The organism is Exiguobacterium sp. N4-1P (genome assembly GCF_002214325.1).
On record NZ_CP022236.1, the window covers coordinates 545,255 to 558,936 of the forward strand.

The 13,682-nt window shown below is 47.5% G+C and carries 11 protein-coding genes and 1 tRNA gene; 8 read left to right on the forward strand and 4 right to left on the reverse strand.

Features of this window, described 5'->3' with window-relative positions:
- From argJ to argF, 6 genes are read left to right on the forward strand one after another with little or no spacing between them, the layout of a single operon-like run.
- Positions 1-1,218: a bifunctional glutamate N-acetyltransferase/amino-acid acetyltransferase ArgJ gene (gene argJ / locus A0126_RS02815; protein WP_088836368.1), complete on the forward strand. Its 1,218-nt coding sequence runs from the start codon at positions 1-3 to the stop codon at positions 1,216-1,218.
- Positions 1,215-1,988 carry an acetylglutamate kinase gene (gene argB, locus A0126_RS02820; RefSeq protein WP_088836369.1) on the forward strand — a complete coding sequence of 258 codons (774 nt, stop codon included), beginning with the start codon at positions 1,215-1,217 and terminating at the stop codon, positions 1,986-1,988. The genes argJ and argB overlap by 4 nt, the downstream gene beginning before the upstream one ends.
- Positions 1,954-3,099: an acetylornithine transaminase gene (locus A0126_RS02825; protein ID WP_088836370.1), complete on the forward strand. Its 1,146-nt coding sequence runs from the start codon at positions 1,954-1,956 to the stop codon at positions 3,097-3,099. The genes argB and A0126_RS02825 overlap by 35 nt, the downstream gene beginning before the upstream one ends.
- Positions 3,096-4,148: a carbamoyl phosphate synthase small subunit gene (locus A0126_RS02830; RefSeq protein ID WP_088836371.1), complete on the forward strand. Its 1,053-nt coding sequence runs from the start codon at positions 3,096-3,098 to the stop codon at positions 4,146-4,148. Before A0126_RS02825 ends, A0126_RS02830 begins: the two co-directional genes overlap by 4 nt.
- Positions 4,138-7,173: a carbamoyl-phosphate synthase (glutamine-hydrolyzing) large subunit gene (gene carB / locus A0126_RS02835; protein WP_088836372.1), complete on the forward strand. Its 3,036-nt coding sequence runs from the start codon at positions 4,138-4,140 to the stop codon at positions 7,171-7,173. Before A0126_RS02830 ends, carB begins: the two co-directional genes overlap by 11 nt.
- Positions 7,170-8,102 carry an ornithine carbamoyltransferase gene (gene argF, locus A0126_RS02840; protein ID WP_088836373.1) on the forward strand — a complete coding sequence of 311 codons (933 nt, stop codon included), beginning with the start codon at positions 7,170-7,172 and terminating at the stop codon, positions 8,100-8,102. Before carB ends, argF begins: the two co-directional genes overlap by 4 nt.
- Positions 8,103-8,435: 333 nt before the next feature.
- Here the strand turns inward: argF and A0126_RS02845 are convergent, their stop codons facing one another.
- Together A0126_RS02845 and A0126_RS02850 are read right to left on the reverse strand one after the other, a co-directional pair.
- Entirely contained in the window at positions 8,436-9,245 is an 810-nt protein-coding gene (locus tag A0126_RS02845) for an MBL fold metallo-hydrolase (protein WP_029332702.1), read from the reverse strand.
- Positions 9,246-9,387: 142 nt separating this feature from the next.
- A tRNA-Gly gene (locus tag A0126_RS02850) sits at positions 9,388-9,461 on the reverse strand.
- Positions 9,462-9,633: 172 nt separating this feature from the next.
- Here A0126_RS02850 and A0126_RS02855 point away from each other — a divergent pair.
- Both A0126_RS02855 and A0126_RS02860 read left to right on the forward strand, forming a co-directional pair.
- Entirely contained in the window at positions 9,634-10,179 is a 546-nt protein-coding gene (locus A0126_RS02855) for an imm11 family protein (protein WP_239456821.1), read from the forward strand.
- Positions 10,176-10,595, forward strand: a complete 420-nt coding sequence (locus A0126_RS02860; RefSeq protein WP_088836374.1) for a hypothetical protein — start codon at positions 10,176-10,178, stop codon at positions 10,593-10,595. Before A0126_RS02855 ends, A0126_RS02860 begins: the two co-directional genes overlap by 4 nt.
- Positions 10,596-10,903: 308 nt before the next feature.
- On the opposite strand, the gene A0126_RS02865 is transcribed toward A0126_RS02860, so the two are convergent.
- Both A0126_RS02865 and A0126_RS02870 read right to left on the reverse strand, forming a co-directional pair.
- Positions 10,904-11,872: an alpha/beta fold hydrolase gene (locus A0126_RS02865; protein WP_088836375.1), complete on the reverse strand. Its 969-nt coding sequence runs from the start codon at positions 11,870-11,872 to the stop codon at positions 10,904-10,906.
- Between the two features lie 10 nt (positions 11,873-11,882).
- The gene (locus tag A0126_RS02870) at positions 11,883-13,562 is read right to left on the reverse strand and encodes a formate--tetrahydrofolate ligase (protein ID WP_088836376.1); all 1,680 of its coding nucleotides are present in this window, start codon (positions 13,560-13,562) and stop codon (positions 11,883-11,885) included.
- Positions 13,563-13,682 lie beyond the last annotated feature (120 nt).

Here is a 13,682-nt window from a genome sequence, read left to right on the forward strand (position 1 = left end):
GTGTTGAACTTACAAACCGTGTCACCGTTGACGCTGACGACACCAAAAGGCTTTAAGGCGACAGGTATACATGTTGGACTCAAACGAAAACGGAAAGATTTAGGCTTGTTGGTATGTGAAGGAGGAGCGAGTGCGGCGGCTGTCTATACGACAAATCAAATGCAAGCAGCACCGATTATAGTGACAAAACAAGCGATGGAAGCCTCAGAGGGGCGTATTCATGCCATTTTAGTCAATAGCGGGAATGCTAACGCCTGCACCGGTGAATTAGGTTTGACCCATGCCTATACGTCGCAACACGCAATCGCGGATCACTTACAGATTAAACCGGAACAAGTCGCAATCGCATCGACCGGAATCATTGGTCAAACGTTGGCGATCGACACGTTAGTAGCTGGAGTCGATCAACTGGTGGCGAGTGAGGCGGAAGAAGAAGCGGATGCTTTTGCCCATGCGATTTTAACGACTGACACAGGTATCAAAACGGCCGGGTATCAATTTTTGATGAATGGAAGTGAAGTTTCGATTTGCGGTGTTGCGAAGGGGTCAGGAATGATTCATCCAAACATGGCGACGATGCTCGGATTTTTAACGACCGATGCGACCGTCGAACCAAACGTCCTGCAAACGATATTAAAACGCTCAATCGACCGGACGTTCAATTGCATTACGGTCGATGGTGATAGTTCAACCAATGACATGGTCATGATGTTAGCGAGTGGTGCGGCAAAAACGCCGACAATCATGCTTGATACGCAAGAAGCGGAGCAGTTTGAGCAGGCGGTCACGCATGTCTGTCAAGAACTTGCGAAGCTCATTGCACGAGACGGAGAGGGCGCAACGAAGTTGATTGAAGTAACGGTTCAAGGAACGGACGAAGAACGATTGGCACGAAAAATCGCCAAACAAATCGTTGGTTCTTCGCTCGTTAAAACCGCGATTTTCGGAGAAGACGCGAACTGGGGACGAATTGTAGCAGCAATCGGAAGCATCGATGAACCGATTGATGTCTCGAAAATTGATATTCGGATTGGTTCACAGTGGGTCTTACGACAGAGTATGCCGATTTTGTTCGATGAGACACTTGCTTCAAATGAACTTGCGGCGGATACGGTAGCGATTGAAATCGATTTAAATAGTGGGTCGGCCGTCGGACGTGCCTTCGGATGTGATTTGACGTACGACTATATCAAAATCAATGCGAGTTACCGGACATGAAACAACGAAAACTGATCAAACTCGGTGGGAGTATTTTTGAACAACTCGATTCCCGTTATTTTAAAGAATGGAAAGACTGGTGCGATGCTGGTCACGAATTAATCATCTTGCATGGTGGCGGCCCCGCTTTATCAGCTTATTGTGAAACCTTAGAAATCGAATCCGTCTTCCGGGAAGGCGTCCGTGTGACGACCGAGGAGGTCTTACTCGGGGCAGAACGTGTCCTCGGGGGCGAGGTTCAGTCAAAAATCGTTTATCAGCTCAATCGATCAGACCTACCTGCAGTCGGATTGACGGGGATTGACGGTGCAAGCATTGGCGGAGAGCAACGACAAGGGTTAGGGGCAGTTGGTGATATTCGCTTCGTAGATAAAACCTTATTTGAAACGCTACTCGGCGCAGGCTATATTCCGGTCGTGACGTCGCTGATTACCGGTCCGTCCGGTGCGCTTAATAGCAATGGCGATACATGTGCGATTGCCGTCGCAAACGCACTCGATGTCGATGCGTTTGAGCTATTGACGGATGTCGAAGGAGTCCGGTTAGATGGTGCTTATCAAGCAGTCGTCACGCGAGAAATGTTGGAAGGCGGCATAAAGACAAATGAGATTCATGGTGGCATGATTCCGAAAGTAGAAGCGGTGATTGAAGCATCAAAACAAGGGATTCCAGACGTTCGGATTCGGTCCGGGAAATACGTGACGAGTCAGGGGACTCGCGTCAAGGAGGAAACAGATGAGCGCATTACTACCAACTTATCAACGTCATAATATCGAATTAGTCGAAGGGACGGGATCGTTCGTCAAAGATACGCAAGGCATCACGTATCTTGATTTTATGATGGGGATTGCCGTTTGCAACACGGGACATCGGCATCCTTACGTAGAGCAACGCCTCAAAGAACAACTTGGTCAGCTTTGGCATACGTCAAATTTATTTGAAAGCAGTAAACAGGAACGTGTCGCGACGCTACTGACGGAGAACAGTCACTTGAGTCATGCTTTCTTCTGTAACAGCGGAACAGAAGCGAATGAAGGTGCGTTTAAATTAATTCGCAAATGGACGCAAAAAACAGAAATCTTGTCATTCAGCCAATCGTTCCACGGGCGGACATTCGCGATGATGGGAGCAACAGGTCAAGAAAAAGTCAAAGAAGGGTTCGGTGAAATGGTAGCGGACTTTAAACACCTCGTGTTCAACGACTTAAGTAGTTTAGATGCCATCACGGAAAAAACGGGCGCCGTTTGGCTTGAAATCATCCAAGGTGAAGGTGGTGTCATCGTCGCGGACGATGCTTGGTTGGAGGCGTTAATGAAACGGACAAAAGCGTATGGCGTCAAAATCGTCGTCGATGAGGTCCAAACGGGGATTGGGCGAACTGGATCACGTTTCGCTTTTGAACAGACGCCACTAAAACCAGATATCATTACAGTCGCGAAAGGGCTCGGAAGCGGTTTTCCGGTTGGAGCGATCATCACGACTGCGGAAGCGGCAACCATATTTACACCGGGGACACACGGCTCAACATTTGGCGGGAACCCGCTAGCAATGACAGCAGCGGAAGCGACACTCGACCTTCTCTTAACAGACGAGCTTTTACACGAGGTGCAGGAGAAAGGAAATTACTTGATGAGAAGACTCGCAGCAGAGTTGCCTGAAACAAGTCTGCATAGTGTTCGAGGACGTGGTTTGATGATTGGAATTGAATTCGAACGACCGGTCGCTGGAATTGTCCAAGCGCTTCAACAAGTAGGGATGCTCGTCGTCAGTGCCGGACCACACGTAGTTCGTTTATTACCGTCTCTATTTGTGACACGACAGGAACTAGATCTTGCGCTAGAAAAAATAAAACAAGTCTGCCAACAGGAGGTCATGGTATGAACGGGATAGGTACATTAACGCTTGCAAATGGGACAACGTATTCAGGAGAGCTGGTCGGTACATCATCCGCTAAAGGAGAAGTCGTCTTTTTCACCGGTATGACCGGTTATCAAGAAGTATTGACGGACCCCTCTTACCGTGGACAAATCCTTGTTTTCACGTATCCGCTAATTGGGCAATACGGAATCGCCCATGATGAAGCAGAAAGTAATCAGATTCAAGTCGCGGGTGTCATTGTTCAAACGCTCGCACAAAACGGAGCACGAACGGATTTTGCCGACTGGTTAGCAGAAGCGGATATACCTGTTCTGACAGGAGTCGATACACGGGCGCTTGTCCATCAACTTCGATCATCTGGCGATCAAATGGGAAGTATTGAGGCAGACGCTCTATACGAGAAACGCCATCAGACAGGAATCGCATCCGTCTCCGTCAAAACGATGAAAACATATGAACTCGAGAATGCTGATGGACATATCGTTTGTCTGGATTATGGCGTCAAAAAATCGATGATTGAAGCTTTACTGGCACGGGGTATGCGCGTGACAGTTGTTCCATTCGATACAGAAGCGTCCGCCATCAAAAGATTGCAACCGGACGGGCTGTTGTTCTCGAATGGTCCTGGAAATCCGGATCAACTTGAACCATTTCTCTTAGAAATTAAACAGCTCGCGATGGATTATCCGACGCTCGGCATTTGTATGGGGCATCAAATCATCGCGAAAGCCTTCGGCTGCCAAATCACGAAACAACATCACGGGCACCGGGGGGCAAACCACCCCGTCCGTCACCTTGCTTCCGGTCGTGTTTTCATGACCTCGCAGAATCATGGGTACGTCGTTGAGGCAGAGAGTGTTGCGGCGTCAGAGCTAGTTACGGCATACGAACATATTAACGATGGTTCGATTGAAGGATTGATTCATCCATCGCAACCAATCATGACAGTGCAGTTTCACCCAGAAGCAAATCCGGGACCGACAGAAGCAATGGTCGTGTTTGATCAATTCGTCGCCTCGGTTTTATCACAGGAGGTAGCCCATGTTGGATAACAAAAAAGTCATGGTCATTGGATCGGGACCAATCGTCATTGGTCAGGCGGCGGAATTTGATTACTCCGGAACGCAAGCATGTCAAACACTTCGGGAAGCGGGCTGCGAGGTCATTCTCATGAATTCGAATCCGGCTACGATCATGACGGATCCGTCGACGGCGGATCAAGTATATATCGAAGCGATGACACTCGAAAAGGCGACAGAAATCATCGAACGAGAACGCCCGACGCATTTACTTGCGACCGTTGGAGGACAGACAGCTTTGAACCTGTCGCTCACGCTGGATGAAGCGGGCATCCTCGAGCAATATGGTGTTTCGCTGCTCGGAACATCGCTCGAAACGATTCGGGACGGAGAGGATCGTGAACGTTTCAAACAACGGATGATTGAATTACATCAACCACTCCCGGATAGTCAAACGATTGAAACGATTGAGGAACTGGAGAATTTCATGGAGGACCACGGTGTACCCCTTGTCATCCGTCCTGCATTCACATTAGGGGGAACCGGTGGTGGAATCGCGACGACGAAGGAAGAAGCACGTACGCTTGCGATGAACGGTCTGCAAGCAAGTCCGATTTCCCAGTGTTTGGTCGAAGTCAGTATCGCAGGTTACAAGGAAGTGGAATATGAAGTGATGCGTGATGCATACGATACGACGATTATCGTTTGTAACATGGAAAACATCGACCCAGTCGGTGTCCACACGGGCGACTCGGTTGTCTTTGCTCCAATCCAATCGATTTCTGATCGAATGAATCAACTTCTTCGGACCGAGGCACGTCGCATCGTTTCCGCACTCGGTGTGATCGGTGGTTGCAATATCCAATTCGCGATTCATCCGACAGAGCACCGGTATTTCGTCATCGAAGTCAACCCGCGTGTCAGTCGTTCTTCCGCCTTGGCCTCGAAGGCAACAGGGTATCCGATTGCAAAACTAGCGACACGTCTTGCGCTCGGTGAACGCTTGGATGACTGCATCAACCCTGTGACAAAAGAGACGATGGCGAGTTTTGAGCCGGCACTCGATTATATTACGGCGAAAGTACCATGTTTCCCATTTGATTTATTTTCAGGGTCTGAACGTGCGCTCGGAACACAGATGAAGGCGACCGGTGAAAGTATGGCAATGGGGAAAACGTTAGAAGAAGCACTGCAAAAAGCATGGCGTGGTGCAGGGGTCGAACAGGCACCACTCTATCCATCGTGGATGCGTGAGGCGACGAGGGAGCAGTTGTGGAAAGAAATCACGACTCCAACCGATTTACGGTTGTTGGCGATGCTCGCCTTGCTCGATCGTCAGGCGACGACGCAGGACGAACTAGCGGCACAGACAAGTATCCAACCGCTCTTTTTAGAACTGTTTGCTCGGTTGCTGACGATACGCGACTCGCTCGACCTGACGAAACCTGTTTCCATTCAACAAGCGAAACGGCACGGTTTTACCGATCAGCAGATTGCCGACATCACAGGTGTGGCAGCGGAAGATGTCCACGAACTGCGGATAGCGCATGACATTACTCCCGCCTTCCAAATGATTGACACGTGCGCAGCAGAATTCGTCAGTACGACTCCTTATTACTACGGAAGTTGGTCTGGGCGAACTGAAGTACAACCATCGAATCAACAAAAGGTCGCAGTCATCGGAGCGGGTCCGATTCGAATCGGACAAGGCATTGAATTCGATTACTGCTCCGTCCATGCGGTCCGCGCTTTACAACGTGCCGGGTACGAAACCATCATGATTAACAACAATCCGGAAACCGTTTCGACGGATTTCGAAGTGGCAGATCGCCTCTACGTTGAGCCGTTGACGATTGAGGATGTCGTTCATGTCTTAGAAGCAGAACAATGCCAAGATGTCCTTGTTCAGTTCGGGGGACAGACGGCAATCAGCTTAGCAGCCGATCTCGAAGCACGTGGGTATCAGTTATTAGGCACGACCTCAGACACGATTGATGCGATGGAAGACCGCCACCGGTTTTACGATTTTCTCGATCAATTAGACATTAAGCATATTCCGGGAGAAGAAGTCATGACAGTTGATGCATTGAAGAAAACTGTGATGGCACTTGGTTATCCTTTAATCGTTCGTCCATCGTATGTGATTGGCGGGAAAGGGATGCATATTTTAAACGACGACGCGATGTTAGAAGCGCTTTTACCATCGCTGACATTCCCCGTGCTCCTCGATGCTTACATCGCTGGTCAAGAGTTTGAAGTCGATTGTATTTCAGATGGGACGACGAGTTACGTTCCAATCATTATGGAACAAATTGAGGCGGCAGGCGTTCATTCAGGTGACTCGACGATGGTTCTTCCGCCAAAGTCAGCCTCAGCTCAGCTACAAAATGAAATCGAGCGGATCTCTAAAAAAATCGGTCAGCATCTCTCATACCGTGGAGCGTTCAATATTCAATTCGTCGTCACGGGACAACAGATCTATGTTCTAGAAATTAATCCTCGCGCGTCACGGACATTACCGATCGTCGCGAAGGTAACGGGACAACCGTTACTTGAATGGGCTGTAAAGGCAGCAATCGGTCAAAAAATCGAATTGCCGTCAGAGCGGATGGAACTCTCTTTCCATGCGGTCAAGACACCGGTCTTCTCGACGTTGAAACTGACGCATGTCGATCCAAAAACGGGTCCGATCATGCGTTCGACCGGAGAAACGTTACAGTGGACAGAAAATGGTCATGCAAAGGAGCGTTTCTTATTCGATGAAACAACGAAACGTCACATGACCAAACCTGCGCATACGATTGCTGGTCACGGGACAGAAGCGTGGGGACAAGCGACGCCGCTCGGAGATTTCCCTGTGTTTGACGAGTGTGTTGCCTTTTTTTCTTTCATTCCTGAAGAAAAAGGACTCCGGGAACAAGCCCTTGCAAAAGGCGTTCATGTCATTACTGAGCAACATCTAGCCGAATATTACGAAGCGGTTCGTGATTGTGCATCGATTCCAGTCAAACCGTTAAGCGAATGGATGATCAAGCAAAAGGAGTGGATGAAAGGATGAAGACGAAGCACAAGTTACAACATATGTTGACGCTGGAAGAATTGACGGCTGAAAGTTTAACAGAGCTACTTGAGCTTGCAAAAGCAGTCAAACAATCCCCAAGCGACTATCAAACGGCACTGGCGGGAAAAAAGGTTGCGCTCTTATTCGAAAAAGCATCGACACGGACGCGGATATCATTTGAAGTCGGTGTCGTCGAACTAGGCGGATACCCGGTCGTCCTAAGTGGTGCTGACATGCAAATCGGACGCGGAGAACCGTTAAGCGATACGATCAAAGTCATGAGTCGTTACGTAGATGCATTGATGATTCGGACGTTTGCCCATGAGACGGTCGAAACGCTTGCTACGCATGGAACGATTCCTATCATTAACGGCCTGACGGATTTACATCATCCGTGCCAAGTACTTGCAGATTTGCTGACGATTGAAGAACACTTAGGTTCTCGTCAAGGCAAGATTTTGACGTATATCGGTGACGGAAACAATATGGCACACTCCTTATTGCTCGGTGGAGCACTGAGTGGGATGGAAGTACGTATTTGTAGTCCGGATGCGTATGCGCCGAACGAAAAAATCGTTGCACAGGCGATAGAAATCGCGAAGGCGACAGGTGGAACAATCCAGCTCTTTACGGATCCCGTAGCAGCTGTAAAAGGTGCAGAAGTCATTTACAGTGATGTGTTTACGAGCATGGGGCAGGAGTCAGAGTCGATTGAGCGCCTGAATGCCTTTGCAGGCTATCAAGTGAATCTATCTTTGCTTCGCGAGGCAGCAGATGAAGTCATCTTCTTACATTGTTTGCCGGCACACCGTGGGGAAGAGGTGACGGCTGATGTCATCGATGGGACGCACTCCGTTGTGTTCGATCAAGCAGAAAACCGTCTTCATGCTCAAAAAGCACTGATGATTGAGCTGCTGGGCAAGTAAGTGACAGACGTTGGTTTGTTGCTTGAAAAATAAAATCAAAAAGGAATCATTCTTTCATGCGCTTTTCTCAGGGGAGGTGCCCTCTTGCCCTTTTCCTGTAGAAGTTGCGTGAAGCGAGTGTTTCCTTATCCTTTCTACAAGAGATGAGCTCCGTGTCCTAAATAAGCGGACGCCATGATTGAAAAGAATATGCATTGAAATGGCCGATGATCCCATGAGAAAAGGGAGTATCGGCCATTTGGTTGATGTAGGACGGAAACGTCCGTTGTGAAAATCGATATCGGACTGACGCATGAGTCAGTCCCCCTTTTCCGGTGAAAGAGACGAAGGGAATTAATCGAACTGCCGTCGTGCGAGACGGGCTTCATGCTCTTTATTGACCTGTCGTTTATTTTTTTCATGGAGGCGATGCATGAAGGGAGTTCGTTGCCAAGATGCAGACCATTCCGACTCTTTTCCGGCACGGAGGCCGAGAATATAATCATAACTATGATGTAGACGTTCAATCATATCCGTCCGCACATCACAGATATGTCCATGACCTGGTACGAGCAATTTCACCTCGTATTCATAAATGAACGATTCAAGTAGTTCGAGCGTCGTTAAATATTCCGTCGAGTCATGTTCAATCAAGGGGATTTCAACATCTGACGCATAATCCCCACAAATGAGTAAATTCATTGGCATGACGACGAAGGATAGGTGTGTTTCTTCATGCCCCGGCGTCAAAAAGAAAATAAGTTTAGTCGATCCGATGGTGAGTGTTGTTTCCGATTCTTCAATGATATGCGTGATCTCCGGAAAGAGGACAGGAGAATCGATATAGTATTCATCATTAAAATTTTGAACTTCTTCTAAAGCGACTTGTGTGTCAGTTTCGATGAACCGACGCGATGCAATCGCGATGGCGTCTTTAAAAGCATAAGCTCCTAAAATATGATCAAAGTGAGCATGGGTGTAAACGATATAGAGCGGACGTTCATGGCGGATGATTTCAACATCTCGGCGAATCGTCGCAATTTCATCCGGCAACCAGCCGGGGTCGACGACAATCAAGCAATCCGGCGTTTCAATCAAGGTTGAAGTTGTTTTCATCAATGTACTTTGATAGACGGTCACGCCCGGCATCTTCATCTGGATCATGAAATCCCTCCTTTTATATCGAACTATACCCTGAAACGATGAGGAATTACCCTAGAAGACAACAAAAAAGACGGCTTGCATCGCGCAAGCCGCCTGCCCTCTAGAGGGATTATGGTCGTTGACCTATGTTATGTCTTAAAATTGGAGCGGGTGAAGGGAATCGAACCCTCATCATCAGCTTGGAAGGCTGAGGTTTTACCACTAAACTACACCCGCATGAGTGCTACATGAAATATAGTAGCATAGCAAAGCAGTTATTTCCATAACTTTTATGAAAAAAAGCTATTTCGGTTGATTTTATGTGTACAATAATAATAGCTAAATCGTTTACATGAGCTTCCTGTAACGATTGTGAATGGCTGAAGATGGATAGAGGAGCGTATGAGTAGTGGACAAAGTTCAAGTTTGGAGCGAACAGCCGATGGGAAAAGGATGGAGGGCACAATGCCATCATCAAATCGATCGTCATCGCTTCACGACAGGAGAGTGGTTCCTTAACGCAAGCTTACTTGCCTTTTCGATTGAACAGGATGCGGATATGTTACCGGACGTGCTTCCGAACGTGTTGAACATCCCGCTGGTCTCTGAACGGATGAAACAGGCGCTTGAACAGTTTACACCGTTTTCTGTTCAATGTCTTCGGGTTCAACTTCAAACGAGATCGGGATGGAGCAACTACTATCTCATCAATATACTAGCGGTCAGACGGGTGGAACATCTACATAAGACGAACATTTTCCGACCGATCGGAAAAAAGTATGTCTACTTCATGACAGAGCGACTCGTTCAAGATTCGCTCGGTGTCCATCATCTATTACGAGACGAACTGACAGATCGAATTTTCGTCTCCAGTCAGCTAGCACGGTATTTAGAACGATTAACCGTGACCGGGATACAATTTGACGAGATAAATCGAATGGAGGAATTAATATGAAACAATACACGGTCGATAATTGGATTACACTTGAATATCCACAAGCATTTGAATATCAAGAAGAAGAGACTTTTGTCAGTTTTTATTCGACAGAAGAAAATGCGATGGGAACCTTACAACTTTCGATTTATGAATCGGAATCGGAGGAATTGACGCCATTCGAAGCAGCCGAACAAGAAATCAACTTGTTGGTTGAAGAATTTGATATCGAATTGACGAGTCCACTTGAAACGCGTCGTAATTCAACAAAAGAAGCGTTGCTCGCAGTAGATGGAAAAGAGGAAGGAATTTTCCTTCGCATCTTTGCGTATTCAGATGGAGAACGCCTTGTATTATTAACGTACTCAGCGGATCGCGAATCGCTCGAGTTAGAAGAAATCGAAACGATCATGACATCTTTAAAATGGATTTCTTGAATTGAAAAAGGTGCTAATTCAAAACGATTCCCTTCACAATTCTTTGTGATGGACCGTTTCGTCCTTAGCATAAGAAACGCCGATGATTCCGTTTTTCATACGGAGTCATCGGCGTTTTTTTGCTTCATCTCGTTCATGATGACTGGATGCACACTTGGTTCCCGTAGCGAAAAGCCCTTTTTCTTTGAAATACAGTAAACAAGTGTTTTACGCACTTTTCAGGGGTGACACGCCAACATGCTCTTCACTCGTCCTAAAAGTTTATTTACAGCCGGAGCTGACGTTAACGTCAGCTCTTTTTGTTTCGATTAAGAGCCCTGTTTTCGAATAGAAGCAGGATATGGAGCATTGATATGATTATTCAACCAACCGGCAATGTCTGCGAACACACGAATGCGTTCGAACTCATGGAAGAGTTCATGACGTAAACCGCGATAGACGGTCAGTTGAGTATCTTCAACGCGAACGCGATTGTAGGCATCAAACAATGCGTGAATTCCTTTTCCGTCAAAGGCGACCGGATCATCTTCTCCGGCGACGAGTAGAAGGGGGAGATGCCGTGGGTGCTGATAAAGATTTGCTAGCGCATTGACGGATTTGGTTGCCGTCAAGAGCTCATGGAAAAATCCGAGTGTTACGGTCTGCCCTGAAAGTGGATCTTCATCATACCGCAAGACGGATTGTGGGTCCGAGGATAACCAGGCATTCGACGAAAGGGCGGGGAAAAAACGTAAGTTGTATCGACCGAATACAGCACGCCCCATCCCTTCAGCTGGTTGTTTGGCGGAAGTATTAGCAATCAACCGTTTGACGAGTTGTTTACTGACTGTTCCTGAAACTCCAGCATCAGTAGGTGGACCACTAGCGATGACGCCTGCTAGCACATGCCCAAGCGTTTGACCAAGGCGGCGTGAGATGAGGGAACCAAAACTATGTCCGAATGCGAAAACCGGTAATTCAGGATACTGTTGTTTAATATCTTGTACGAGTTCCTCTGCGTCCTGAATGAGTTGTTCAAACCCTTGGTTCGGCTCTAGATGACCGAGGGCATCTTGCTGTTGCGCACGTTCACCAAAACAGCGAAGATCGGGAATGAAAGTATGGAAGTGGTGAGCATTGAGAAATTCTGCGAATTCGTCATAGCGTGCCCCGTGTTCCATCATGCCATGGAAAACGATGACGACTCCCTTTGGTGCTTGTGCTTCTAGGATCCGCATATTTGTTGTATAGCCATCAGAAGCAATCCAGTGTGTATGATTAATTGTCACATGTCTCATCCTCTCTTGATTACGAAAGACCAAAGATTGTTCCGTCTTCAGAAATCCCCATCTGATTAGCAACCGGTTTTTTAGGAAGACCCGGCATCGTTAATACATTCCCGGTTAGAGCAATAATGAATCCGGCACCGATGGCCGGCTTGATTTCACGAACGGTGATGGTAAATCCTTCGACCCGACCATATTTTGATGGATCATCCGTTAAAGAAAACGGTGTTTTCGCCATACAAATCGGCAGGTCATTCAGCCCGCGTTCTGCACAACGTTCAAGTTCGCGCAATGCTTTGTCTTCAAAATGTACGTCAGCAGCACCATAGACACGCGTTGCGATTCGTTCGATTTTTTGCTTGAGGGGTAACTCTGCTGGATACAACGGTTTGAATTGACTCTCTTCCTCGAGTGCCTCCATGACTTGACTGACGAGTGCTTCGCCACCAGCACCACCTTGGCTGAAGACTTCGCTCTCTGCGACGCGAATGTTTCGTTCGCGACACCATGTTAAGACGGTTTGCCGTTCTGTTTCTGTATCAGTGAAAAATCGATTGAGTGCGACAACAGCGGGAACACCGAATACATCCATCGTCTCGACATGTTTTTCGAGCAACGCCAGTCCTTCTGTTAAGGCGGCTAGGTTTTCTTCGACGAGTTGATCTTTTGCGACGCCACCATGCATCTTAAGTGCTCGGATCGTCGCGACAATGACAACAGCATCTGGATGGAGATTACCAATTCTTGATTTGATGTTGAAGAATTTTTCAGCCCCTAGGTCAGCGCCGAATCCAGCCTCTGTCACGACATAATCACTTAACTTAAGTGCAGTCCGTGTTGCGATGAGTGAGTTACAGCCGTGGGCGATATTTGCAAATGGCCCGCCGTGAATTAAAGCGGGTGTTCCTTCGACGGTCTGGACAAGGTTCGGACGGAACGCTTCTTTTAGCAGTAATGTCGCAGCACCCGACGCTTCAATGTCTTTGACCGTGATTGCTTGCTGATCATAAGAATAAGCGACGACGATCCGGCTGATCCGTTCTTCTAAATCTTTTAAGGAGTCGGCTAAGCATAAGACGGCCATGATTTCGGAAGCGACTGTAATATCGAAACCGTCTTGTCGTGGAATGCTGTGTGCGGGTCCCCCTAGACCAATCGTAATGTTTCGGAGGGCGCGGTCATTTAAGTCGAGAACGCGTTTCCAGGTGATGCGACGTGGATCGATGTGAAGCTCGTTTCCTTGATGCATGTGGTTATCGAGTAAAGCACTAATCGTATTATGAGCCGAAGTAATCGCATGCATGTCTCCAGTGAAATGAAGATTGATTTCTTCCATCGGTAACACTTGACTATACCCACCGCCACAAGCGCCACCCTTTAATCCCATAGTTGGTCCAAGGGAGGGTTCGCGTAAACAAATCATCGTTTTATGATTTTGACGATGGAGTGCTTGACCTAAACCGACGGTCACAGTTGATTTTCCCTCACCGGCAGCCGTCGGGTTGATGGCTGTGACTAAAATGAGCTTCCCATCCGTTTTAGTTGCGAGGCGAGTTGCTAATCCATCACTTAACTTTGCCTTGTACTTTCCGTAGCTGTCGTAATCAGCCTCCGTAAGTCCAATTTGATCAGCAATCTCAGAGATTGGTTTTAAAATCGTCTGTTGTGCAATTTCTAAGTCAGAACGAATGGTTTTTTCCATGGCAGCTTCTCCCTCTCCAATTATAGATTTCTCTCTATTTCCTTATAGTAGCGTATCTAAAACAGACACGCCAAATAATCGTTCAATATTTTCCACCCAAAGAGTCAAATCGTTACGTTT

Excerpts from the sequence above, each read along its gene's own strand:
- argB (WP_088836369.1), top strand. The coding sequence starts at position 1,215 with ATGAAACAACGAAAACTGATCAAACTCGGTGGGAGTATTTTTGAACAA.
- A0126_RS02825 (WP_088836370.1), top strand. The coding sequence starts at position 1,954 with ATGAGCGCATTACTACCAACTTATCAACGTCATAATATCGAATTAGTC.
- A0126_RS02830 (WP_088836371.1), top strand. The coding sequence starts at position 3,096 with ATGAACGGGATAGGTACATTAACGCTTGCAAATGGGACAACGTATTCA.
- carB (WP_088836372.1), top strand. The coding sequence starts at position 4,138 with ATGTTGGATAACAAAAAAGTCATGGTCATTGGATCGGGACCAATCGTC.
- argF (WP_088836373.1), top strand. The coding sequence starts at position 7,170 with ATGAAGACGAAGCACAAGTTACAACATATGTTGACGCTGGAAGAATTG.
- A0126_RS02845 (WP_029332702.1), bottom strand. The coding sequence starts at position 9,245 with ATGATCCAGATGAAGATGCCGGGCGTGACCGTCTATCAAAGTACATTG.
- A0126_RS02860 (WP_088836374.1), top strand. The coding sequence starts at position 10,176 with ATGAAACAATACACGGTCGATAATTGGATTACACTTGAATATCCACAA.
- A0126_RS02865 (WP_088836375.1), bottom strand. The coding sequence starts at position 11,872 with ATGAGACATGTGACAATTAATCATACACACTGGATTGCTTCTGATGGC.
- A0126_RS02870 (WP_088836376.1), bottom strand. The coding sequence starts at position 13,562 with ATGGAAAAAACCATTCGTTCTGACTTAGAAATTGCACAACAGACGATT.